At 62.1% G+C, this 22,291-nt stretch carries 20 protein-coding genes; 9 read left to right on the forward strand and 11 right to left on the reverse strand.

The window, feature by feature from the left end:
* The first annotated feature begins 180 nt into the window (after positions 1-180).
* From HNO86_RS00845 to HNO86_RS00860, 4 genes are all read left to right on the forward strand, one after another.
* A complete protein-coding gene (locus HNO86_RS00845) occupies positions 181-2,772 on the forward strand; it encodes a glycosyltransferase (RefSeq protein ID WP_175375133.1) in 2,592 nt (863 codons plus the stop codon).
* Between the two features lie 202 nt (positions 2,773-2,974).
* Positions 2,975-4,126, forward strand: a complete 1,152-nt coding sequence (gene dapE, locus HNO86_RS00850) for a succinyl-diaminopimelate desuccinylase (RefSeq protein WP_175375134.1) — start codon at positions 2,975-2,977, stop codon at positions 4,124-4,126.
* A complete protein-coding gene (locus HNO86_RS00855; protein ID WP_175375135.1) occupies positions 4,126-4,935 on the forward strand; it encodes a putative RNA methyltransferase in 810 nt (269 codons plus the stop codon). The genes dapE and HNO86_RS00855 overlap by 1 nt, the downstream gene beginning before the upstream one ends.
* An 81-nt stretch (positions 4,936-5,016) precedes the next feature.
* Positions 5,017-5,394, forward strand: coding sequence for a hypothetical protein (locus HNO86_RS00860; protein ID WP_175375136.1), 378 nt, complete (start codon positions 5,017-5,019; stop codon positions 5,392-5,394).
* Between the two features lie 79 nt (positions 5,395-5,473).
* Here the strand turns inward: HNO86_RS00860 and HNO86_RS00865 are convergent, their stop codons facing one another.
* Positions 5,474-5,683 carry a cold shock domain-containing protein gene (locus tag HNO86_RS00865; RefSeq protein ID WP_175375137.1) on the reverse strand — a complete coding sequence of 70 codons (210 nt, stop codon included), beginning with the start codon at positions 5,681-5,683 and terminating at the stop codon, positions 5,474-5,476.
* A gap of 233 nt (positions 5,684-5,916) precedes the next feature.
* Between HNO86_RS00865 and plsB the strand changes: the two genes are divergently transcribed.
* From plsB to HNO86_RS00880, 3 genes are read left to right on the forward strand one after another with little or no spacing between them, the layout of a single operon-like run.
* Positions 5,917-8,421, forward strand: a complete 2,505-nt coding sequence (plsB, locus tag HNO86_RS00870; RefSeq protein WP_175375138.1) for a glycerol-3-phosphate 1-O-acyltransferase PlsB — start codon at positions 5,917-5,919, stop codon at positions 8,419-8,421.
* A gap of 51 nt (positions 8,422-8,472) precedes the next feature.
* Positions 8,473-8,871 carry a YbaY family lipoprotein gene (locus HNO86_RS00875; protein ID WP_175375139.1) on the forward strand — a complete coding sequence of 133 codons (399 nt, stop codon included), beginning with the start codon at positions 8,473-8,475 and terminating at the stop codon, positions 8,869-8,871.
* A 41-nt stretch (positions 8,872-8,912) separates the two neighbouring features.
* The gene (locus tag HNO86_RS00880; protein WP_175375140.1) at positions 8,913-9,602 is read left to right on the forward strand and encodes a DUF4197 domain-containing protein; all 690 of its coding nucleotides are present in this window, start codon (positions 8,913-8,915) and stop codon (positions 9,600-9,602) included.
* 114 nt (positions 9,603-9,716) lie between these two features.
* On the opposite strand, the gene HNO86_RS00885 is transcribed toward HNO86_RS00880, so the two are convergent.
* The 3 genes from HNO86_RS00885 to HNO86_RS00895 all read right to left on the reverse strand — a co-directional run bounded on the left by HNO86_RS00885 (position 9,717) and on the right by HNO86_RS00895 (position 15,417).
* Positions 9,717-11,063, reverse strand: coding sequence for a Fic family protein (locus HNO86_RS00885; protein ID WP_175375141.1), 1,347 nt, complete (start codon positions 11,061-11,063; stop codon positions 9,717-9,719).
* 181 nt (positions 11,064-11,244) lie between these two features.
* Positions 11,245-14,310 (reverse strand): efflux RND transporter permease subunit, encoded by a 3,066-nt coding sequence (locus HNO86_RS00890; protein WP_175375142.1) that lies wholly within the window; start codon positions 14,308-14,310, stop codon positions 11,245-11,247.
* Between the two features lie 6 nt (positions 14,311-14,316).
* Positions 14,317-15,417, reverse strand: a complete 1,101-nt coding sequence (locus HNO86_RS00895; RefSeq protein WP_175375143.1) for an efflux RND transporter periplasmic adaptor subunit — start codon at positions 15,415-15,417, stop codon at positions 14,317-14,319.
* Between the two features lie 93 nt (positions 15,418-15,510).
* Here HNO86_RS00895 and HNO86_RS00900 point away from each other — a divergent pair, with 93 nt between their 5' ends.
* Complete coding sequence (locus tag HNO86_RS00900) at positions 15,511-16,146, forward strand: TetR/AcrR family transcriptional regulator (protein WP_175375144.1); 636 nt, start codon at positions 15,511-15,513, stop codon at positions 16,144-16,146.
* A gap of 94 nt (positions 16,147-16,240) precedes the next feature.
* Here HNO86_RS00900 and HNO86_RS00905 read toward each other — a convergent pair whose 3' ends face one another.
* Positions 16,241-17,023: a class I SAM-dependent methyltransferase gene (locus HNO86_RS00905; protein WP_178130877.1), complete on the reverse strand. Its 783-nt coding sequence runs from the start codon at positions 17,021-17,023 to the stop codon at positions 16,241-16,243.
* A 93-nt stretch (positions 17,024-17,116) separates the two neighbouring features.
* Here HNO86_RS00905 and HNO86_RS00910 point away from each other — a divergent pair, with 93 nt between their 5' ends.
* On the forward strand, positions 17,117-17,737 hold the full coding sequence (locus HNO86_RS00910) for an energy transducer TonB (protein WP_175375145.1): 621 nt from the start codon (positions 17,117-17,119) through the stop codon (positions 17,735-17,737).
* 9 nt (positions 17,738-17,746) lie between these two features.
* Here the strand turns inward: HNO86_RS00910 and HNO86_RS00915 are convergent, their stop codons facing one another.
* The 6 genes from HNO86_RS00915 to adk form a co-directional block, all read right to left on the reverse strand.
* Positions 17,747-18,442, reverse strand: coding sequence for an extensin family protein (locus tag HNO86_RS00915; RefSeq protein WP_175375146.1), 696 nt, complete (start codon positions 18,440-18,442; stop codon positions 17,747-17,749).
* Positions 18,443-18,444: 2 nt separating this feature from the next.
* Positions 18,445-19,266 (reverse strand): oxaloacetate decarboxylase, encoded by an 822-nt coding sequence (locus HNO86_RS00920; RefSeq protein WP_175375147.1) that lies wholly within the window; start codon positions 19,264-19,266, stop codon positions 18,445-18,447.
* Between the two features lie 35 nt (positions 19,267-19,301).
* Positions 19,302-20,162: a DUF72 domain-containing protein gene (locus tag HNO86_RS00925; RefSeq protein ID WP_175375148.1), complete on the reverse strand. Its 861-nt coding sequence runs from the start codon at positions 20,160-20,162 to the stop codon at positions 19,302-19,304.
* Positions 20,162-20,464 (reverse strand): hypothetical protein, encoded by a 303-nt coding sequence (locus HNO86_RS00930; protein ID WP_175375149.1) that lies wholly within the window; start codon positions 20,462-20,464, stop codon positions 20,162-20,164. Before HNO86_RS00930 ends, HNO86_RS00925 begins: the two co-directional genes overlap by 1 nt.
* Positions 20,465-20,766: 302 nt before the next feature.
* Entirely contained in the window at positions 20,767-21,441 is a 675-nt protein-coding gene (tsaB, locus tag HNO86_RS00935; protein WP_175375150.1) for a tRNA (adenosine(37)-N6)-threonylcarbamoyltransferase complex dimerization subunit type 1 TsaB, read from the reverse strand.
* A 93-nt stretch (positions 21,442-21,534) separates the two neighbouring features.
* On the reverse strand, positions 21,535-22,182 hold the full coding sequence (adk, locus tag HNO86_RS00940) for an adenylate kinase (protein ID WP_175375151.1): 648 nt from the start codon (positions 22,180-22,182) through the stop codon (positions 21,535-21,537).
* Between the last annotated feature and the right edge of the window lie 109 nt (positions 22,183-22,291).

Here is a 22,291-nt window from a genome sequence, read left to right on the forward strand (position 1 = left end):
AGTTTTAAGCTTCAAGCTACAAGTGTAAGAACTTATGTGAATCAGAATTGCCCAACATCAGGCAATTCCCTGTCTGCTGTACGGTCAGGGAAGGCCCGGTGTAGGATGCGCGCCCCCGCTCTAGAGCAGCCGACAGCCAACCGTTCCTTCGTTCCACAGCCTTTGGAACCTGAAATAGCTATGTCATCCCGTAAATTTGGACTCAACCTGGTCGTGGTGCTCGCCATCGCGGCCTTGTTTACCGGCTTCTGGGCGTTGATCAACCGCCCGGTCACCGCCCCCAACTGGCCCGAGCAGATCTCCGGCTTCTCCTATTCGCCGTTCCAGCAAGGCCAATTCCCACAGAAGCAGCAGTACCCGTCTGACGATGAGATGCGCCGCGACCTGGAAATCATGAGCAAGCTGACGGACAACATCCGTACTTACTCGGTCGACGGCACCCTGGAAGACATCCCGAAACTGGCGGAAGAATTCGGCCTGCGGGTGACCCTGGGGATCTGGATCAGCCCGGATCAGGAACGCAACGAGCGGGAAATCGCCCGCGCCATCGAACTGGCCAATACCTCGCGCAGCGTGGTTCGCGTAGTGGTCGGCAACGAAGCGATCTTCCGCAAGGAAATCACCGCCAAGGACCTCAGTGTCATCCTCGATCGCGTCCGCGCGGCCGTGAAGGTGCCGGTGACCACGTCGGAGCAGTGGCACGTCTGGGAAGAACACCCGGAACTGGCCAAGCACGTCGACCTGATCGCCGCCCACGTCCTGCCCTACTGGGAATTCATCCCGATGGACAAGGCCGGGCAGTTCGTCCTCGACCGCGCCCGCGATCTGAAGAAGATGTTCCCGAAAAAGCCGCTGCTGCTGTCCGAAGTGGGCTGGCCGAGCAACGGCCGCATGCGCGGTGGCGCCGATGCGTCGCCCGCCGACCAGGCGATCTATCTGCGCACCCTGGTCAACAAGCTCAACCGCCAGGGCTTCAACTACTTCGTGATCGAAGCCTTCGACCAGCCGTGGAAGGCCAGTGACGAAGGTTCGGTGGGTGCCTACTGGGGCGTGTTCAACGCCGCCCGCCAGCAGAAATTCAACTTCGAAGGCCCGGTGGTCGCGATTCCGCAATGGCGGGTGCTGGCGATCGGTTCGGTGGTATTGGCGCTGCTGTCGCTGACCCTGCTGATGATCGACGGCTCGGCCCTGCGCCAGCGTGGCCGCACCTTCCTGACCTTCATCGCGTTCCTGTGCGGTTCGGTGCTGGTGTGGATCGGTTACGACTACAGCCAGCAATACAGCACCTGGTTCAGCCTGACGGTCGGCTTCCTCCTGGCGCTCGGTGCGCTGGGGGTGTTCATCGTGTTGCTCACCGAGGCTCACGAACTGGCCGAGGCGGTGTGGATTCACAAGCGCCGACGGGAATTCCTGCCGGTAGTGGGTGATTCCAACTATCGTCCGAAAGTCTCGATCCATGTGCCGTGCTACAACGAGCCGCCGGAGATGGTCAAACAGACCCTCAATGCCCTGGCCAACCTCGACTATCCGGACTTCGAAGTCCTGATCATCGACAACAACACCAAGGACCCGGCGGTCTGGGAACCGGTGCGTGACTATTGCGCCACCTTGGGTCCGCGCTTCAAATTCTTCCACGTCGCGCCATTGGCTGGCTTCAAGGGCGGCGCGCTGAACTACCTGATTCCGCACACCGCCAAGGATGCCGAAGTGATCGCGGTGATCGACTCCGATTACTGCGTGCACCCCAACTGGCTCAAGCACATGGTGCCGCACTTCGCCGATCCGAAGATCGCCGTGGTGCAGTCGCCGCAGGACTACCGCGACCAGAACGAAAGCACCTTCAAGAAGCTGTGCTACGCCGAATACAAGGGCTTCTTCCACATCGGCATGGTCACGCGCAACGACCGTGACGCGATCATCCAGCACGGCACCATGACCATGACCCGTCGCTCGGTGCTCGAGGAACTGGGCTGGGCCGACTGGTGCATCTGCGAAGACGCCGAGCTGGGCTTGCGTGTATTCGAGAAAGGCCTGTCGGCGGCGTACTACCACGACAGCTACGGCAAGGGCCTGATGCCCGATACTTTCATCGACTTCAAGAAACAGCGTTTCCGCTGGGCCTATGGCGCGATCCAGATCATCAAGCGACACACCCGCAGCCTGCTGCGCGGCAAGGACACCGAGCTGACCCGCGGCCAGCGCTACCACTTCCTCGCGGGCTGGCTGCCGTGGGTGGCGGACGGCATGAACATCTTCTTCACCGTCGGCGCGCTGTTGTGGTCGGCGGCGATGATCATCGTGCCGCAGCGGGTCGATCCGCCGCTGCTGATTTTCGCGATCCCGCCGTTGGCGCTGTTCGTGTTCAAGGTCGGCAAGATCATCTTCCTCTACCGTCGCGCCGTCGGCGTGAACCTCAAGGATGCGTTCTGCGCGGCCCTGGCTGGCCTGGCGTTGTCGCACACCATCGCCAAGGCGGTGCTGTACGGTTTCTTCACCAGCAGCATTCCGTTTTTCCGCACCCCGAAGAACGCCGACAATCACGGCTTCTGGGTGGCGATTTCGGAAGCGCGCGAAGAGCTGTTCATCATGCTCCTGCTGTGGGGCGCGGCGCTGGGGATCTTCCTGGTCAACGGCATGCCGAGCAACGACATGCGCTTCTGGGTGACCATGCTGCTGGTGCAGTCGCTGCCCTACCTGGCGGCGCTGATCATGGCGTTCCTGTCATCGCTGCCAAAACCTGCGGCCGAAGTGGAAACGGCGCCTGCGCTGTAAATCTTCACCGATGTACTAAACGGCGGCCTATGGTCGCCGTTTTGCTTTAAGATAACCGCCATTTTGCGGGGCCCTGTCCCCCACATTCCCTGTAGGAGCGAGGCTTGCCCGCGAACGAAGCGACTCGGTGTAACAGATACACCTCATCATCGTTCTTCGCGGGCAAGCCTCGCTCCTACTACGATCTTCCGGAGTTTTTTCCATGACGGCCCACGCCGACCTTTCGCCGACCCTCCAACTCGCCATCGACCTGATCCGCCGTCCGTCCGTGACGCCGGTCGACGCCGATTGCCAGAAGCAGATGATGCAGCGCCTGGGCGATGCCGGTTTTGCACTGGAACCGATGCGTATCGAAGATGTGGACAACTTCTGGGCCACCCACGGCAAGCACGACGGCCCGGTGCTGTGCTTCGCCGGCCACACCGACGTGGTGCCGACCGGTCCCGTGACCGCCTGGCAGATCGACCCGTTCAATGCCGTGATCGACGAACACGGCATGCTCTGCGGCCGTGGCGCGGCGGACATGAAAGGCAGCCTGGCGTCCATGACCGTGGCCGCCGAGCGCTTCGTCGCCGACTACCCGGATCACAAGGGCAAGGTCGCGTTCCTGATCACCAGCGACGAGGAAGGCCCGGCGCACCACGGCACCAAGGCGGTGGTCGAGCGTCTGGCGGCCCGCAAGGAGCGTCTGGACTGGTGCATCGTCGGCGAGCCGTCGAGCACTTCCCTGGTCGGTGACGTGGTCAAGAACGGCCGTCGCGGTTCCCTCGGCGCCAAGCTGACCGTACGCGGTGTGCAAGGTCACGTGGCCTACCCGCACCTGGCCAAGAACCCGATCCACCTCGCCGCCCCGGCCCTGGCCGAACTGGCCGCCGAGCATTGGGACCACGGCAATGATTTCTTCCCGCCGACCAGCTTCCAGATCTCCAACGTCAACTCCGGCACCGGCGCGACCAACGTGATTCCCGGTGACCTGGTGGCGGTGTTCAATTTCCGCTTCTCCACCGAGTCCACGGTAGAAGGCCTGCAGAAGCGCGTGGCCGATATCCTCGACAAGCACGACCTGGACTGGCACATCGACTGGGCGCTGTCCGGCCTGCCGTTCCTCACCGAACCGGGCGCGCTGCTCGACGCGGTCTCCTCGAGCATCAAGGACATCACCGGTCGCGAAACCAAGGCCTCCACCAGCGGCGGCACCTCCGACGGTCGCTTCATCGCCACCATGGGCACCCAGGTGGTCGAGCTGGGCCCGGTCAACGCCACCATCCACCAGGTCAACGAGCGCGTACTGGCCGCCGACCTCGATGTGCTGACCGAGATCTACTACCAGACCCTCGTCAAGTTGCTCGCCTGATGCTTGCTTGCCCGATCTGCAGCGAGCCGCTCAATGCGGTGGACAACGGCGTGGTCTGCCCCGCCGGGCATCGGTTCGACCGTGCACGCCAGGGTTACTTGAACCTGTTGCCGGTGCAGCACAAGAACAGCCGTGATCCTGGGGATAACCAGGCGATGGTCGAAGCCCGTCGCGACTTCCTCAATGCCGGGCACTATGCGCCGGTGGCCAGGCGCCTGGCGGAACTGGCGGCCGGTTACGCGCCAGCGCGCTGGGTCGACATCGGCTGCGGCGAGGGTTACTACACCGCGCAGATCGCCGAAGCCCTGCCGGACGCCGATGGCTACGCCCTGGACATTTCCCGGGAAGCGGTCAAACGCGCCTGCAAACGCAATCCGAAACTGACCTGGTTGATCGCCAGCATGGCCCGGGTGCCGCTGGCCTCGGGCAGCTGCCAGTTCCTGGCCAGCGTCTTCAGCCCGCTGGATTGGGAAGAAGCCAAGCGCCTGCTCAGCCCCGGCGGCGGCCTGATGAAAGTCGGGCCGACCAGCGGCCACCTGATGGAATTGCGCGAGCGGCTGTACGACGAAGTCCGCGAATACACCGACGACAAGCATCTGGCCCTGGTGCCCGAAGGTATGGCGCTGGCCCACAGCGAAACCCTGGAATTCAAACTGACGCTAACCAGCGGTCAGGACCGGGCGAACCTGCTGGCCATGACGCCCCACGGCTGGCGCGCCAGTGCCGAGCGCCGGGCCGCGGTGATCGAGCAGGCCGAGCCGTTCGAGGTCACGGTCTCGATGCGCTACGATTATTTCGTTCTTCAATAACCCGACCATTTGGCCCTGGACGACGGTTCAAGGCCGGCTAAATCCGCGAATGGATTTTTCAGACACGCAACGAGGACATCCATGCGCCAGCCCGATATCGAGATTTACCTGAAAGACGCCGACGTCGACCACAAGGCCATCGCCGCCTGGCTCGGCGCCGCGCTGGGCCCGTGCAGCGACTGGGTGCAGAAAGGCCAGACCTTCAAGTGCAAGGCCGGCAACGTCCCGGTGACCTGGCTGCCCAAGGCCGTGGGCAAATGGAACAGCCTGTACCTGGAAAGCGACGAGACCCCGTGGGACGACGACATCGCCTGCGCCCGCGCAGCCTTCGCCGCGCTGAACGTCGAAGTACGTTGCGCGCCGGGCAGCTGGGTCGAGGAAGAAAGTGAAGAAGCGGCGGATCGCTGGATTCGCATCAGCGCCGATGGTGAGGAAGAGATCGTCTGGCGGACTGCCTAAGCTTCAAGCTTCAAGCTTCAAGCCCCAAGCCCCAAGCCAATCTGCTTGCAGCTTGAGGCTTGCAGCTTGCAGCTTCCTACTACAGCCCTACCACATCCTCAGCCTGCAACCCCTTCTGCCCTTCCACCACCGCGTATTCAACCTGCTGACCTTCAGTCAGCGAACGGTGGCCTTCGCCGCGGATCGCACGGTAGTGCACGAACACGTCCACCCCATCCGGACGCTGAATGAAGCCGTAGCCCTTGGCGTCGTTGAACCACTTCACGTTGCCGGTTTCACGTGTTGCCATCTGTTCATACTCCTTTTTTATTATTGATCGGGCTTTTCGCAGGAAAGCCTCGGGAACATCAGTCGCACATGCTGGCCCAATGCAGGCAGGCGACAGAGCGCCGAGTATATGACACGCGCAAAAACTCTCAACTAGAGTTTACTTCGCCGCTTTTTGCCGATTTTCAGCGAATACGGCAAACTATCGAGCTCCCGAGCAAACGCTCGGTTTTTTTTCACTCAAGCAGATGCCGTATGACCCGTTCCCCGTTCCGCCGTCTTGTGTTTGGCACCCTGCGCCGACTGCTGTACCTCTGGGTTCGCTCGGAGACGATCAACCAGTCGTCGTTCACCCTCAACCTCGACCGCAGTCGTCCGGTGTTCTACGTCCTGCAAAACCCCTCCCTGACCGACCTCGCCGTGGTCGACACCGAATGCAGCAAGGCCGGCCTGCCGCGTCCGGTGCTGCCGGTATCGGTGGGTAACCTGCTGGAGCCGGCAGCCTTCTTCTACCTGACCCCGGACCCGGACTGGCTCGGTCGCCAGGACAACCGCGGCGCGCCACCCACCCTCACGCGCCTGGTCAGCGCCCTGAGCCAGAACGCCGCCGAAGACGCGCAGATCATTCCGGTCAGCGTGTTCTGGGGCCAGTCGCCGGACAGCGAATCGAGCCCTTGGAAATTGCTCTTCGCCGACAGCTGGGCGGTCACCGGCCGCCTGCGTCGTCTGCTGAGTATCATCGTGCTGGGGCGCAAGACCCGCGTGCAGTTCTCCGCGCCGATCCATCTGCGCGAGCTGATCAATCACGACAAGGGCCACGAACGTACCGTGCGCATGGCCCAGCGCATTCTGCGGGTGCATTTCCGCAACCTGAAAACCGCCGTGATCGGCCCGGACATTTCCCACCGCCGCAATCTGGTCAAAGGCCTGGTCAACCAGCCGATGGTCAAGCAGGCGATCCTCGATGAAGCCGAGCGCGAAAACATCTCCCCGGAAAAGGCCAAGGCCCAGGCCCTGCGCTACGGCAACGAGATCGCTTCGGACTACACCTACACCGCGATTCGCTTCCTCGAAGTGGTGCTGAGCTGGTTCTGGAACAAGATCTACGACGGCATCAAGCTCAACAACATCGAAGGCGTGCAGAAAATCGCCCCGGGGCACGAAGTGATCTACGTGCCGTGCCACCGCAGCCATATCGACTACCTGCTGCTGTCCTATCTGCTGTTCCGCAACGGCCTGACCCCGCCGCACATCGCCGCCGGAATCAACCTGAACATGCCGGTGATCGGCGGCCTGCTGCGCCGTGGCGGCGCGTTCTTCATGCGCCGCACCTTCAAGGGCAACCCGCTCTACACCTCGGTGTTCAACGAGTACCTGCACACCCTGTTCACCAAGGGTTTCCCGGTGGAGTACTTCGTCGAAGGCGGCCGCTCACGCACCGGGCGCATGCTGCAACCCAAGACCGGGATGCTGGCGATCACCCTGCGCAGCTTTTTGCGTTCCTCGCGGATGCCGATCGTGTTCGTGCCGGTGTACATCGGTTATGAGCGCGTGCTGGAAGGCCGCACTTACCTGGGCGAACTGCGCGGGGCGAGCAAGAAGAAGGAATCGATCTTCGATATTTTCAAGGTCATCGGCGCCCTCAAGCAGCGTTTCGGCCAGGTGGCAGTGAACTTCGGTGAGCCGATCAAACTGGCGGAGTTCCTCGACAGCGAACAGCCAGGCTGGCGCAAACAGGAACTCGGCCCGCAGTTCAAACCGGCCTGGCTCAACGAAACCACCAACCGTCTCGGCGAGAAAGTCGCGCAGCATCTGAACGAAGCGGCGGCAATCAACCCGGTCAACCTGGTGGCGCTGGCACTGCTGTCCACCAGCCGCCTGGCCCTGGACGACCGCGCCATGGCCCGGGTGCTGGATCTGTACCTGGCACTGCTGCGCAAGGTGCCTTACTCGCCGCACACCACTCTGCCGCAAGGTGATGGCCGGGCGCTGATCGAGCATGTGAAGGACATGGATCTGCTCTCGGAGCAGAGCGATGCCCTGGGCAAGATCCTGTATCTGGATGAGCAAAACGCCGTCCTGATGACCTACTACCGCAACAACGTGCTGCACATCTTCGCCCTGCCGGCGCTGCTGGCGAGCTTCTTCCAGAGCGCCTCGCGCATGAGCCGCGAACAGATCCTGCGCTACACTCGCGCGCTGTATCCGTACCTGCAATCGGAGCTGTTCATTCGCTGGTCGCTGGATGAGCTCGATGGCGTGATCGATCAATGGCTGGAAGCGTTCGTCGAGCAAGGCCTGCTGCGTTTCGAGAACGATGTCTACCTGCGCCCGGCGCCAAGTTCGCGGCATTTCGTGCTGCTGACCCTGTTGTCCAAGAGCATTGCCCAGACCCTGCAGCGCTTCTACATGACCGTTTCCCTGCTGCTCAACAGCGGCCAGAACAGCATCAGCGCCGAAGAGCTGGAGGACCTGTGCACGGTCATGGCCCAGCGCCTGTCGATCCTGCACGGCCTGAACGCGCCGGAGTTCTTCGACAAGAGCCTGTTCCGCCATTTCATCCAGACGATGCTCGATCTTGAAGTGCTCAAGCGCGACGAGGCCGGCAAGCTGGGCTATCACGAACTGCTGGGCGAACTGGCCGAAGGCGCGGCCAAGCGGGTGTTGCCGGCGGAGATTCGTCTGTCGATCCGCCAGGTGGCGCTGCATCGCAGCGAAGATGCCGCCGATCAACCCGCAACGCCTGAACAAAGCGTCTAAATTGATCAAGGCGCCAGGCGGGTCTGGCGCCCTCGATACGGAGATCATCCGATGAAAAAACTGTCCCTGCTCGCAGCCGCCGTACTGCTCAGCGCCTGCCAGCATCCAACCCCGGCGCCCAAGGCCTCCCTCGATGGCGAAGTCTTCTACCTGCAACGCATCGCCCTGCCGCCCACCGCGATCCTCAGCGTCAGCCTGCAAGACATTTCGCTCGCCGATGCCCCGGCCAAAGTCATCGACGAACAGCGTGGCCCGGTCAAAGGCCAGGTGCCGTTGCCGTTCCACCTGAGCTACGACCCGGCGAAGGTCGAAGCCAATCACCGTTATTCGATCAACGCTCGCATCGAAGTCGATGGCAAACTGCTGTTCATCACCACCGAGAACCACGCCGTGCGCCTGGACGGCAGCGATCCACAACCTGTGAAGGTCCGCGTTGACGCGGCCCGCTAAGCCTCTAATGAAGTAAGTCTCTTTTGAAAAAGGAAGTTGCCATGTTCCGCCCTACTCTCCGCTTTGCCGGCCTGTGCGCAGGTTTGATGATCAGTGTCAGCGCGATGGCGCTGTCGCTCAGCGACCTGTCACAGAAAGACGCCACCGGCGGGCTCAAGGACGCCCTGACCCAGGGCGCGCAACTGGCCGTGAAACAACTGGGCACGCCGGGTGGTTTCAGCAACAACCCGGACGTGAAGATCGAACTGCCGGGCAAACTGGGCAAGGTCGCCAGCAAAATGAAGCAGTTCGGCATGGGTGATCAGGTCGATGAACTGGAAGCCAGCATGAACAAGGCCGCGGAAACCGCCGTGGTCCAGGCCCAACCGATCCTGGTCGATGCCGTGAAGAAAATGACCGTCGAAGACGCAAAGGGCATCCTCAGCGGCGGCAACGACTCGGCCACCCAGTACCTGAACAAGACCAGCCGCGAACAGATCCGCGCCAAGTTCCTGCCGATCGTCAAGCAGGCCACCGACCAGGTCGGCCTGGCCAAGCAATACAACTCATTCGCCGGCCAGGCCGCGACCATGGGCGTGATCGACGCCAAGAGCGCCAATGTCGAAAACTACGTCACCGAACAAGCCCTCAACGGCCTGTTCGAAATGATCGGCAAACAGGAAGAAACCATCCGCAAAGACCCTGCCGCCGCCGCGACCAGCCTGGCGAAGAAAGTGTTCGGAGCACTCTGACCCGCCCCGCATGAAAACCTGTGGGAGCGGGCTTGCTCGCGAAGGCGGTGTGTCAGTCTCTGATGATGTTGACTGCCAGACCGCTTTCGCGAGCAAGCCCGTTCCCACAGGACACTAAACTGCCAAACCACCCCGCAGAAAGAACACCCACTCACGCCCCATCCTTCTTTTCTCGAACACATTCAAATCGACCAGCCCGTTCAAGGTCGTCGAAGCCGTGTTGTGAGAGCACCCCAGATGCTCCTTCACATTGCCTGCCGTGAACTCCTTGGCCATCCCGCTCTTGGCCACCTGAAATACGGCTCGCTGCCTCTCGGTTAGTCGGTGAAAAAAGCCCGACTCCATGAGCCAGCGATCAAAGTGATCGGCGTGCGCCAAACTTTTCCGATAAGCCGCGGTAAAACGGCCTACAGCCCGAAGCACCACCGAACACTGGAAATCGATGAAATAGGTAAGGTCCAGGTCATCCGACTCGGTGTTCAGGTATGAACGCCCGTATTTCACCGGTGCGCTACGCAGCAAAACACTGATCGCAATGTAGCGAAACGCCGAAAAGTCATTCTTGAACATGAACCAATAGAACAACGCCCGCGCAACCCGGCCGTTGCCGTCTCGGAAGGGATGTTCGTAGCCCAACGCAAAATGCAGGGCGATGCCTTTGATCAACGGGTGAAGATAGTCCTTTTGCTCAATGTCGCTGTGGGGCTGATTGATCCATTCCACCAATCCCTGCAACCGGTCCGTCTGCCCTTTTGCAGGAGGCGGCGTATATACGGTTTGCCCTTCGCCGTCCTGCACCACCACGTCATCGTTGCACCTGAAGATTCCCGGCGAGTAACGCGCATCATCGATACCCTCGACGCCCACCCGGTGCATGGCCAGGATCAGTCTGGCGCTCAAGGGATCATGACGCTGTTCCCAGGCGAAGTTCATCATCTTGAAATTGCCGATCACCATCCGCTCATCCGGCGTGCGCGGCAGGCGTTTGCGCTTGAGCATGTCCTTGGCCACCTGCGTAGTCGTTGCCGCGCCCTCGAGCTGGCTGCTGCTGATGGCCTCGTCCTCGATCAGGTCGTTGAGCAGATAACTGAAGTGTGCGTGTTCGCCGATCTGGCTGGTCATGAACTCCAGCGCTGCCGTGGTCGCTTGCCGGTCAACGGCCGAGATTGCCTTCTGTGCCAGCGGTGTGAGCACGAAGTTGCTCGACTGAGGTGACTCACCCAGAGGCAAAAGGCTGGAGTACTGCGCGGTCCGCGCCTTCTTCACCAGCGCCCAGCACAGATTCGAATCCAGCCCCGGCGGCCAGCGGTAGCGCAGTTCGTGAAACGGTCGATAGCGGCCTTGATCGTCCAGTGGCTTGAGCAGCGCAAGGTAATCGGCGAGACGTTCCTTGTGGGGAGACTGACCGAGCCGGTCGAACACGGGGTCGAGCCGGCCTTGCAGTCGGGGTGGTTTTTTCATGGGTGCGGCCTCGGTAGCCCTCAAAAACGAGGATCGAGTACAGCACCGTGATGACCACCCCTCAATATCAGACGTTTCCGAAACTTATGTAGGAGCTGCCGCAGGCTGCGATCTTTTGATCTTGCTTCTGAAAATCAAAAGATCGCAGCCTTCGGCAGCTCCTACACGGAGGAAGAGAGCGTCAGAGGCTATCTTTGCGAACGCGGAACCACGCTGCGTACAACGCCGGCAGGAACAGCAGCGTCAATGCCGTCGCGACGATCAGCCCGCCCATGATCGCCACGGCCATTGGCCCGAAGAACACGCTGCGTGACAGCGGGATCATGGCCAGGACGGCGGCGAGTGCGGTCAGGACGATCGGGCGGAAGCGGCGGACGGTGGCTTCGATGATGGCTTGCCAGGGCTTGAGGCCGGCGGCGATGTCCTGTTCGATCTGATCCACCAGGATCACCGAGTTACGCATGATCATCCCCGACAGGGCGATGGTGCCGAGCATCGCCACGAAACCGAACGGCTGGCGGAAGACCATCAGGAACAGGGTGACGCCGATCAGGCCCAACGGTGCCGTCAGGAACACCATCGCCGTGCGCGAGAAGCTGCGCAGTTGCAGCATCAGCAACGTCAGTACGACCACGATGAACATCGGCACACCGGCGTTGACCGACTTCTGACCACGCTCGGAATCTTCCACGGTGCCACCCACATCCAGCAGATAACCGTCAGGCAGTTCGGCGCGGATCGGGTCGAGGGTCGGCATGATCTGTTTCACCAGGGTCGCCGGTTGTTCCTTGCCGTAGATGTCGGCGCGAACCGTCACGTTGGGCAGGCGGTTGCGGTGCCAGATCACGCCTTCTTCGAAGCCGTATTCCAGGGACGCGATCTGCGACAGGGCGACGCTGCGGCCGTTGTCGGTCGGCACCGCCAGGCTCGGCAGCAGCGACAGTTCGGTGCGCTCGTGCACGGTGCCGCGCAGCAGGATCTCGATCAGCTCGTTGTCCTCGCGGTACTGGCTGACGCTGGAACCGGTGAGCGAGCTCTGCAGGAACTTCGACAGGTTCGCCGTGCTCACGCCCAGCGCCCGCGCGCGGTCCTGATCGATGTTCAGGTAGACGACCTTGCTCGGCTCTTCCCAGTCCAGATGGACGTTGGCCACATGGCGATTCTCCCGCACCTTGGCCGCCACCTTGCGAGCCAGCGCACGGACTTCCTCGATGTGTTCCCCGGTCACCCGGAACTGGATCGGATAGCCCACGGGCGGGCCGTTTTCCAGGCGCGTGACCCGCGAACGCAGGGCCGGGAATTGTTCGTTGAGAGTCGTGATCAACCAGCTGCGCAGGGCTTCACGTTCCTCGATGGATTTCGCCAACACCACGAACTGCGCAAAGCTCGGCGCCGGCAGTTGCTGATCCAGCGGCAGATAGAAACGCGGCGAACCGGTGCCCACATACGCCACGTAGTTATCGATCCCGGCCTTGTCCTTGAGCATCGCCTCAAGACGCTTGACCTCGTCGGTGGTGTTGCTCAGCGAAGCGCCTTCGGCCAGCTTCAGGTCGACCATCAACTCCAGTCGACCCGACGCCGGGAAAAATTGCTGCGGTACAAAACGGAAAAGGGCTACAGAGGCGATGAACAGAATCACCGTCGCCACAATCACCGTCTTGCGCCGACGCACGCACCACTCCACCACGCGTCGCACCCGCTGGTAAAACGGCGTGCCGTATGGATCGGGCTGATCAGGACCGTGTTTGGCGGCATGAATTTTCGCCAGATCCGGCAGGAGTTTTTCCCCCAGGTAAGGCACGAACACCACCGCCGCCACCCAGGACGCCAGCAGCGCGATGGTCACCACCTGGAAGATCGAACGGGTGTACTCGCCGGTGCCCGATTGCGCGGTGGCGATCGGCAGGAACCCAGCCGCGGTGATCAGCGTACCGGTGAGCATGGGGAACGCGGTACTGGTCCAGGCATAACTGGCCGCCTTGATCCGGTCGAAGCCCTGTTCCATTTTGATCGCCATCATTTCCACGGCGATGATCGCGTCGTCCACCAGCAAGCCCAGCGCCAGCACCAGCGCGCCGAGGGAGATCTTGTGCAGGCCGATGCCGAAGTAATACATGGTGGCGAAGGTCATCGCCAACACCAGCGGAATCGCCAGGGCCACCACCATGCCGGTGCGCACGCCGAGGGAGAAAAAGCTCACCAGCAACACGATCGCCAGCGCTTCCACCAGCACCTGGACGAACTCGCCGACCCCGGTTTTCACCGCCGCCGGTTGATCGGACACCTTGCGCAGCTGCATGCCGGCCGGCAGGTTTTTCTGGATGCGGGCAAATTCCAGTTCCAGCGCCTTGCCCAGCACCAGAATGTCGCCGCCGTCCTTCATGGCCACGGCCAGGCCGATAGCGTCCTCGCCCATGAAGCGCATGCGCGGTGCCGGTGGATCGTTGAAACCCCGGCGTACATCGGCCACGTCGGAGATACGGAAGGTGCGATCCGCGACCCGGATCGGGAAGTTTTTTATTTCATCGACTGTCTGAAAATTCCCCGAGACCCGTAGCTGCAATCGCTCGCTGCTGGTTTCGAAGAACCCGGCGGTGGACACCGCGTTCTGTTCTTCAAGCGCCTGCTGCACCGCCGCCAGGGGCAGGCCGAGGGTGGCGAGTTTGACGTTGGACAGTTCGATCCAGATCTTTTCGTCCTGCAAACCCAGCAGGTCGACCTTGCCCACATCCTTGACCCGTTGCAGCTGGATCTGGATGCGGTCGGCGTAATCCTTGAGCACCGCGTAATCGAAACCGTCGCCCGTCAGCGCGTAGATGTTACCGAAGGTGGTGCCGAACTCATCGTTGAAGAACGGCCCCTGAATGCCCGGCGGCAGGGTGTGGCGAATGTCGCTGACCTTCTTGCGCACCTGATACCAGAGCTCCGGAATCTCCACCGAGTGCATGGAGTCGCGGGCAATGAAAGTCACCTGGGATTCGCCGGGGCGGGAGAACGACACGATGCGCTCGTACTCGCCGGTTTCCATCAGCTTCTTTTCGATGCGTTCGGTGACCTGGCGCGAGACTTCCTGCGCCGTCGCGCCTGGCCAGTTGGTGCGGATCACCATGGCCTTGAAGGTAAACGGCGGGTCTTCGCTCTGGCCCAGCTTGGTGTAGGAAAGTGCGCCAACGATGGCCAGCAACAGCATCAGGAACAGTACGATCTGGCGGTTACGCAGCGCCCATTCGGAAAGATTGAAGCCCATCGGGGATTACTCCTTGTCCGCCAGATTGACCACGCGGTTGGAGCGATCCACCGGGCGCACCTGCTGCCCGTCCAGAAGCACATGGACGCCGGCGGCCACCACCCAGTCGCTGGCGTTGAGACCTTCGAGTACCGGCACGGTTTTCTCGCCGAAAGCGCCGACCCGCACCGGAGTCTTTTTCAGGGTGTTGTTGGCGCTGACGACCCAGACGTAGGTCACGCCGTTTTCCGCGGTAAGCGCGGACAGTGGCACCGAGAGCGGCACGGTCTCGGCGGTCTGCACGTAGACCCGGGCGCTTTGGCCCAGCTCGGCCGCGACCTTGCCTGCGTTGAAGGCGATGCGTGCGGCGAAGGTGCGGGATTTTGGATCGGCGGCCGGCGAGAGTTCGCGGATGTGCCCGGCGAAACGCTGGCCCGGTTGCGTCCACAGTTCCACCGACACCGGCTGGCCAACCTTGAAGCGACCGAAGCTCTGCTCCGGCAGGCTGATCGACACTTCGCGCTCGCCATCGGTGGCCAGGGTGAACACCGTCTGCCCCGCCGCCACCACTTGCCCGACTTCCAGCGCACGCTTGGCCACGACGCCATCCTGGGGCGCACGCAGCACGGCGTAACTGGCCTGGTTGGTCGAGACGTTGAATTCGGCCTTGATCTGCTTGAGACGGGCTTCGCCGGAGCGGTAGAGGTTTTCCGCGTTGTCGTACTGCGAGCGGCTGACCATCTGACGGTCCATCAGGGTCTTGTAGCGATCACGCTCGGCGCGCACCAGATTGAGGTTGGCTTCGGCGGCGGCCACCTGGGCACGGGTGGCTTCCAGTTGCAGGCGCACATCCTGGGGATCGAGTTCGGCCAGGGGTTGATCGGCCTTGACCCGCTGCCCTTCCTCGACCAGTCGTCGGCTGACTTTACCGCCGATGCGGAAGGCCAGATCCGGCTCGTAGCGGGCACGGACTTCACCGGGATAGCTCTCGGTCGCCTGGGCCGAAGGCTCTGGCTGGACCACCATGGCCGGGCGCACGGTGGTTTGCGGCGCCTCTTCGTGACCACACGCCGTCAATAAAAAAGCCAGGCTGACTGGCAATGCGAGGGACAAGGCATAGCGGAACATGGTGAAGGACCTTTCGCCAAGGGTGCTTGGAATAATTATACTGGCCGGTATGTTATTAATAGCAAACTCACCAGTCCAGTAATAAAAGCGCATATGCCGAATAGTCCTTCAGTACCCAACGGCCCAGGCCGCCCCAAGGATCTGGCCAAGCGCCAGGCGATCCTCGACGCGGCCAAGACGCTGTTCCTCACCAAGGGATATGCCAACACCAGCATGGACGCTGTCGCCGCCGAAGCCGGCGTTTCGAAACTCACGGTCTACAGTCACTTCAATGACAAGGAGACGCTGTTCTCCGCCGCCGTGGTGGCCAAGTGCGAGGAGCAGTTGCCGCCGCTGGTTTTTGAACTGCCCCAGGGCGTGGCGGTGCAAACCGTGCTGCTGAACATCGCCCGCGGCTTTCATCATCTGATCAACAGCGACGAGTCGGTGAACCTGCACCGCCTGATCATGGCCCTGGGCAGCCAGGACCCGAAGCTCTCGCTGATCTTCTTCGAAGCCGGCCCGCAGCGCATGCTGCAAGGCATGGAGCGGCTATTGAGCAAGGTGGATCAGAGCGGCGAGTTGCGCATCGACAAGCCCCGCAATGCAGCCGAGCACTTCTTCTGCCTGCTCAAGGGGGCGGCGAACTTTCGCTTGCTGTTTGGCTGTGGCGAACCGTTGACCGAAGAGGCGGCGGAGAGCCATGTGCGGGAGGTGGTGGAGCTGTTCATGCGGGCTTATCGGCCTTAGCCAGCCATTCGTACGTCTTCGCGGGCAAGCCTCGCTCCTACAGGTTTTGCGTACCGTAGGAGCGAGGCTTGCCCGCGAATGGAACGACTCGGTCTTACGACTTGAGCGCCTTCTTGGGATAAATGTCATACCGACTGGACTTGCCATCCAGCGCATGGCTCGGCTTGGGCCCCTCGATACACGGCGCCTTGCGCGGGCGCTTGACCACGACCCGGTGGGTCGCCAGCGCCAACGCCGCCTGAAGCAAGGCAGGGGCATCCGGGTCGTCGCCCACCAGCGGCCGGAACAGGCGCATTTCCTTCTTCACCAGCGCGGTTTTCTCGCGATGCGGAAACATCGGGTCGAGATAGATCACCTGCGGCGGCTCGCCTTCCCAGTTGTTCATCACCTCGATCGAATTGCCCTTGAGCAGATGCATGCGCGCCACGATCGGCGCCACGTCGAAATCCTCCGCGCCACGGGCCAGGCCATCTTCGAGCAAGGCCCCGATCAGCGGCTGGCGCTCGATCAGGCTCATCTCGCAGCCTAGGCTGGCCAGCACGAACGCGTCCTTGCCCAACCCCGCCGTGGCATCCAGCACCCGTGGACGCACGCCCTGGGCGATACCGACCGCCTTGGCGATCATCTGGCCGTTGCCGCCGCCATACAGCCGACGATGGGCCGCGCCCCCCTCGACGAAGTCCACCCGCACCGGCCCCGGCGCGTCCGGGCCGAGCTGTTGCAGCTGCAAGCCCTGCTCGCCGACCTGCAAGGCGAACTCACCATCATCCACCTGCAACGGCAGGCCCAGACGCTCGGCCCAGTGCTCGGCCTGTGGCTGAAAAGTCTCGCCCAGCGCCTGGACATGGATGCGGCACGCTGCCGGTTGATCAATCATTGGAAAATACGCTCAAAAAATTAATGATCGGCAAAATCGGCCGATAACAAAACTATCGAGCATTTTGCCAGAGCCGAGCGTCGACCGAGAGTCATGTCAGACATTCAACCCATCATCTCCGGTTTTATTTCGCCCTACGGCGACTACAACCGGCAAAACACCCAGGCACTGAGCGGTGTCAGCCACATCTGGCAGGATTTCTTTGCCAGAGCGCTGTCCGAACAGTCGGGTGAGGTGCTGCCTGAATCGCTGAACTTTCCACCGGTGGATCTCGAAAGCCCGGACGAACCCACCGTCGGCAGCGAACTGCTGGCGCACATCGTCGCCCAGCGTGAATGCGACGTGAAAGACAACGAGGTTCGCCCGCCCGAGCCGCTGTTCCTGCCGATTGCCGAGTTCGAAATGGACCTCGCCGACAAACCTTTCCCACCGTTCCCGCCGGAAGAAATCGTCGCCCAACAGCGCGAGCAGAATTTCGACAGCGGCTGGGTCCGCCCGATCGTGCTGACTGCCGGTCAACCGGTGCCAGAAGCCGGCCCTGGGCCACAACCGCGTCCATTGCACCTGCCGATCGCCGAGTTCGAACTCGATCTGCTGGACAAGCCTTTCCCGCCGTTCTCGCCGGAAGACATGGTCGAACAGCAGAAACAACTGGATTTCGATAGCCGCTGGGCGCGCCCGATCGTCCTGCAGAACCTGCGCCTCGCCGCCTGATCCCCGCCCTCAGTTACAGACCCACCACGGCCCGACATCGACATGAAAGTGATTGCGATGGGCGGCGTTGTAATCCGGACTCAACACCACGCTGAACAGGCCACAGGCACCGTCGCGGACCTGCCTTAGAAACTGCGCATCCTGATTGTCCTTGGGCCAGTCCTTGAGCACGCTGATGGCGCGGCCATCGGCCAGGCGGAAACCGGCGATATCCAGGGCATTGGCCGACGCGTGCTGGCTTAGGCGACCACTTTCGCGGCCGTAGACATTGCGACAGGCAAAGCTTCCCAGATGATCGACCCGCGCCACATTCTGGCCGTAGATAGCCTGCGCCGCCGGTTGCAACGCGTGATGCTCGAACAGGGCGAAGGACACCGCCAGACGGCAGCTGGCGAGGAAGCTGCTGCTCAACGCTACATCGCCGCCCTGTACCCGCAGGGCGTCAATCAGCGGGCATTTGGCGTCAGGGCTGTCGGCCTGACGGGTCACCCGCAGGCCGGAACTGCTCAGGGCCTGATCACAGAGCTGCGGATCGGCCCGCAGGCGCATCAGCTTGTAGCGGGTCAGCAGGTTCGGCGGCGCCTTCACATCCAGCGGCGCCCAGGGATTCCACTGCGGCGGCACGGACACCCAGCCTCGCCAGACGCCCAAACCCGCCGCCGCCATCATCGACAGCCCCAGCAACAGCCACCAACGCAAGCGCATCGTCAGCCTTTGAAGAACTGATTGGCCTGAGCGTAGGGCATGGAGCGCGAGGTGAAGCTGAAGGTGCCCGAGGTCCTGATCTCTTCGGCCGCGCGGTAGAACTCGCCCAGTGCCGCCAGGGCCAGCGCCGAGCCGACACTGACGCGTTTGACGCCCATTTCGCCGAGCTGCTCGACCGTCAGCTTCAAGCCGCCGGACATCAGCACATTGACCGGTTTCGGCGCCACGGCGCGAACCACCGCCAACACCTCATCGGCGTTACGCAACCCCGGCGCATACAGTACGTCGGCGCCAGCTTCGGCGAACGCCTGCAAGCGGCGAATGGTGTCGTCCAGGTCCGGATTGCCGTGCAGGTAATTTTCGGCCCGGGCGGTCAGCGTGAACGGGAACGGCAAGCTGCGCGCGGCAGCAACGCAGGCCTTGACCCGGGCCACGGCATGCTCGAAGCAATAGATGGGCGTGTCCGGGCGGCCGGTGGCGTCTTCGATCGAACCGCCGACGGCGCCCGCGCCAGCCGCGCGCACGATGCTCTGCGCGCATTCGGCGGGGTCATCGGCAAAACCGTTTTCCAGATCGACCGACACCGGCAGGTCGGTAGCGGCAACGATCGCCCTGACGTTGGCCAAGGTGTCGTCCAGGGTCAGGCCGCCATCTGGGCGCGCCTGGGAAAAAGCGAAACCGGCACTGGTGGTCGCCAGCGCCTCGAAACCCAGGCCCGCGAGCATTTTTGCCGAGCCGGCATCCCAAGGGTTGGGCATCACGAATATCCCGCCACGTTCGTGCAGGGCTTTGAACGCTTGGGCTCGAAGGGTTTGCGCATCCATTTGGCAGCCTCCTGACAAGGGGAACGAATCCGCCTTCAGAGCAGGCCAAGTTGCTCGGCGGCGGGCTCTCTGTATAGCTCAGGCAGCGCCGGCAAGCCAGGCAATCGCAACATCAACCGGGCATGAAAACGCTGCGCCAGCTTCGCCGCCAGCACGTTGTCGGCGGTGTGCAGGAAGATATACGGTGTTCGGCCTTCTTCGATCCACAGGGCGATTTTCTCCACCCAAGGCGTCAGGAACGAGTCGTTGGCTTCAAGTGTTGGATGGCCGATGAAACGGACCTGCGGGCACTGGGTAAACGCCGCCGGTCGCGGAGGAACCCTGGGCTTTTTCGACTGGGCGTGTAGCACCGAAGGCTCGGTGGAAGTGCAGCTGAACAGCGCGCGTGGATCGAGGCAGATGCGTTCGACACCGCGATCCATGAGCAGGCGGTTGAGCATGCGCTCACTGTCGCCCTTGGCGAAGAAATCGTCGTGTCGCACTTCCACCGCCAACGGCCGTTGCAGGGCATCGATGAACCCGGCAAGTTCGGGCAGGCGCTGCGGGGTGAAGCCTTTCGACAGCTGCAACCACAATGGCGATACCCGCTCGTCCAGCGGGCTGAGCAATTGGACGAAGGTTTCGGCGGCGGTCAGTTGTTCGCGCAGGTCGCCGCCGTGACTGATGTCACCGGGAAACTTGGCGGTGAAACGAAAATGCGCAGGAAGAATTTCTGCCCAGCGCTGCACGGTACTGGCAGCCGGGCTTGCGTAGAAGGTCGTGTTGCCTTCCACCGCATTGAAAACCTGGGAATAGAGATTGAGGAAATCGGAGGGTTTGGCGTCGGCGGGATAGAGGTAATCGCGCCAGGCGTTTTCGCTCCAGGACGGGCAGCCGAGGTAGTAAGGCAGCAGCATCAGATGTACAGATCGAGCCCCAGCACTTCACCTTCCCAATCGACGAAACCGGCGGTGCTCAGGTAGCTGGCCAGGGCCATCGCCACGCTCTTGCTCATGGCGCGGTGATAGAGCATGTCCTGCTGACGGGCGGGGAGATTGCTCAGGCGCTGGGCGGCAGCCTTGGCGCGGGCGGCCAGCTGTTCTTCGGAGGGAAACTCCAGCTCGCCTTCGATATCGACGGACTCGTCTTCCACCACAGCGCCTTTGCGAGGCTTGCGCTTGATTGGGTAGGAATGAGCGGAAAGGCCGTCTATACGCATAAGTGCATGCTCGGTATCAGTGATGGCAGTTTAGTGGCGCCCTGCCCACTTCGCAAACCGCCGAGTGATAACTAGAACACATAAAAGGCAAAAGGTTTAAAAGCCGGGGTTAGAAACAGACGATCGGCGCTGTTTGGGAATTTATCGCGAGCCGACATCTATGCAGCCGCCCAAAAACCTGTAGAGCGAGGCTTGCCCGCGAAAGCGTCGGGTCAGTCGACTTGGATGTCGAAAGTGCTGGCCTCTTCGCGGGCAAGTCGAATCGTCGCACCGCTCGCTCCTACAGGGGTGTGCGCCAGGGTTTAACGCGCCTTCGGCGTCGCCACTTTATCCCGCAGATACACCGGCTGCGCCTCATCGGCCACGATGGCCTCGCCGCGCTCCCAGGCAAATCGCGCCAGGGTCAGCAGGTCTTCGGCGTGGGGCAGCATGCCTGCGTCCTGCCCGCTCAAGTTCACGGCAATCCGCTCGCCATAACCCCAACCGGTCCCCGCGCCAAACCATTCGCCACTGGCATCCGCCGGCAGTGCAGCCGCTTGCGGTGGCAGGACCGCTTCGGTGCCCACCAGTCGCATCTCCCCCGCGGTCTCGCGGTAGCAGCCCCAATACACTTCATCCATGCGCGCATCGATAGCTGCCGCCACCTGACTGGCGCCGTGTTCGCGATAGGCACGCTGGGCCAAGACGGCAAGGTTGGACACCGGCAACACCGGACGATCCAGCGCGAACGCCAGGCCTTGCACCACGCCGATGGCAATGCGCACACCGGTGAATGCACCCGGCCCACGCCCGAAGGCAATCGCATCGACCGCCTGCAAGGTAGTGCCGGCATCGGCCAGCAACTGCTGGATCATCGGCAGCAATTTCTGCGCATGCAGGCGCGGGATCACCTCGTAATGGCTCGTCACTTTGCCGTCGTGCAGCAAGGCAACGGAGCAAGCTTCAGTCGCGGTGTCCAGGGCCAGCAAGGTGCTCATCGATGTTTCCACACGTGTTATCAGAAAAAGGGCGTCAGTATAAACAACTACGGCCCGCAAGCGGGCCGTGGATGATACAGCGAGTCAGACTTTTCAGCTCAGGGCTGCAAGCACCTTGGAGGTGATTGCTTCAACCGAACCGACGCCTTCGATGTGGCTGTACTTCGGCTTGCCGTTGGCAGCCGACAGATTCTGGTAGAAAGCCACCAGCGGCTTGGTCTGCGAGTGGTAGACCGACAGGCGATGACGCACGGTTTCTTCGGTGTCGTCCTTGCGCTGCACCAGGTCTTCACCGGTGACGTCGTCCTTGCCGGCCACTTTCGGCGGGTTGTAGACGATGTGGTACACGCGGCCGCTGGCCTCGTGAACACGGCGACCGGCGATACGCTGGACGATTTCTTCGTCTTCAACGGCGATCTCGACCACTGCGTCCAGTTCGACACCGGCAGTCACCAGGGCTTCAGCCTGAGGAATGGTGCGCGGGAAACCGTCGAACAGGAAACCCTTGGCGCAATCGGCCTGGGAAATGCGGTCCTTGACCAGCGCGATGATCAGGTCGTCGGAGACCAGGCCACCGGCATCCATGATGCCCTTGGCCTTCAGGCCAAGCTCGGTGCCGGCCTTGACCGCTGCACGCAGCATGTCGCCAGTGGAGATTTGTGGAATGCCGAATTTCTCGGTGATGAACTTAGCCTGAGTACCTTTACCGGCCCCGGGAGCTCCCAGCAGAATGACGCGCATCGATGTGCTCCTCAATTTTTTATATGGATACCGTCGGATTCGCCTCGTGGGGCCAATCTCAAAAATAGGGTCCGCGACCGCCCAAACGGCCAAAGGCTGATCAAGATAC

This window comes from Pseudomonas sp. C1C7 (assembly GCF_013359595.1).
In the GTDB taxonomy this organism is placed as follows: Bacteria; Pseudomonadota; Gammaproteobacteria; order Pseudomonadales; family Pseudomonadaceae; genus Aquipseudomonas.

Excerpts from the sequence above, each read along its gene's own strand:
- adk (WP_175375151.1), bottom strand. The coding sequence starts at position 22,182 with ATGCGCGTCATTCTGCTGGGAGCTCCCGGGGCCGGTAAAGGTACTCAG.
- dapE (WP_175375134.1), top strand. The coding sequence starts at position 2,975 with ATGACGGCCCACGCCGACCTTTCGCCGACCCTCCAACTCGCCATCGAC.
- plsB (WP_175375138.1), top strand. The coding sequence starts at position 5,917 with ATGACCCGTTCCCCGTTCCGCCGTCTTGTGTTTGGCACCCTGCGCCGA.
- HNO86_RS00895 (WP_175375143.1), bottom strand. The coding sequence starts at position 15,417 with ATGTTCCGCTATGCCTTGTCCCTCGCATTGCCAGTCAGCCTGGCTTTT.
- HNO86_RS00905 (WP_178130877.1), bottom strand. The coding sequence starts at position 17,023 with ATGATTGATCAACCGGCAGCGTGCCGCATCCATGTCCAGGCGCTGGGC.
- HNO86_RS00930 (WP_175375149.1), bottom strand. The coding sequence starts at position 20,464 with ATGCGTATAGACGGCCTTTCCGCTCATTCCTACCCAATCAAGCGCAAG.
- HNO86_RS00865 (WP_175375137.1), bottom strand. The coding sequence starts at position 5,683 with ATGGCAACACGTGAAACCGGCAACGTGAAGTGGTTCAACGACGCCAAG.
- HNO86_RS00900 (WP_175375144.1), top strand. The coding sequence starts at position 15,511 with ATGCCGAATAGTCCTTCAGTACCCAACGGCCCAGGCCGCCCCAAGGAT.
- HNO86_RS00885 (WP_175375141.1), bottom strand. The coding sequence starts at position 11,063 with ATGAAAAAACCACCCCGACTGCAAGGCCGGCTCGACCCCGTGTTCGAC.
- HNO86_RS00875 (WP_175375139.1), top strand. The coding sequence starts at position 8,473 with ATGAAAAAACTGTCCCTGCTCGCAGCCGCCGTACTGCTCAGCGCCTGC.
- tsaB (WP_175375150.1), bottom strand. The coding sequence starts at position 21,441 with ATGAGCACCTTGCTGGCCCTGGACACCGCGACTGAAGCTTGCTCCGTT.
- HNO86_RS00855 (WP_175375135.1), top strand. The coding sequence starts at position 4,126 with ATGCTTGCTTGCCCGATCTGCAGCGAGCCGCTCAATGCGGTGGACAAC.
- HNO86_RS00880 (WP_175375140.1), top strand. The coding sequence starts at position 8,913 with ATGTTCCGCCCTACTCTCCGCTTTGCCGGCCTGTGCGCAGGTTTGATG.
- HNO86_RS00925 (WP_175375148.1), bottom strand. The coding sequence starts at position 20,162 with ATGCTGCTGCCTTACTACCTCGGCTGCCCGTCCTGGAGCGAAAACGCC.
- HNO86_RS00890 (WP_175375142.1), bottom strand. The coding sequence starts at position 14,310 with ATGGGCTTCAATCTTTCCGAATGGGCGCTGCGTAACCGCCAGATCGTA.
- HNO86_RS00915 (WP_175375146.1), bottom strand. The coding sequence starts at position 18,442 with ATGCGCTTGCGTTGGTGGCTGTTGCTGGGGCTGTCGATGATGGCGGCG.
- HNO86_RS00860 (WP_175375136.1), top strand. The coding sequence starts at position 5,017 with ATGCGCCAGCCCGATATCGAGATTTACCTGAAAGACGCCGACGTCGAC.
- HNO86_RS00920 (WP_175375147.1), bottom strand. The coding sequence starts at position 19,266 with ATGGATGCGCAAACCCTTCGAGCCCAAGCGTTCAAAGCCCTGCACGAA.
- HNO86_RS00910 (WP_175375145.1), top strand. The coding sequence starts at position 17,117 with ATGTCAGACATTCAACCCATCATCTCCGGTTTTATTTCGCCCTACGGC.
- HNO86_RS00845 (WP_175375133.1), top strand. The coding sequence starts at position 181 with ATGTCATCCCGTAAATTTGGACTCAACCTGGTCGTGGTGCTCGCCATC.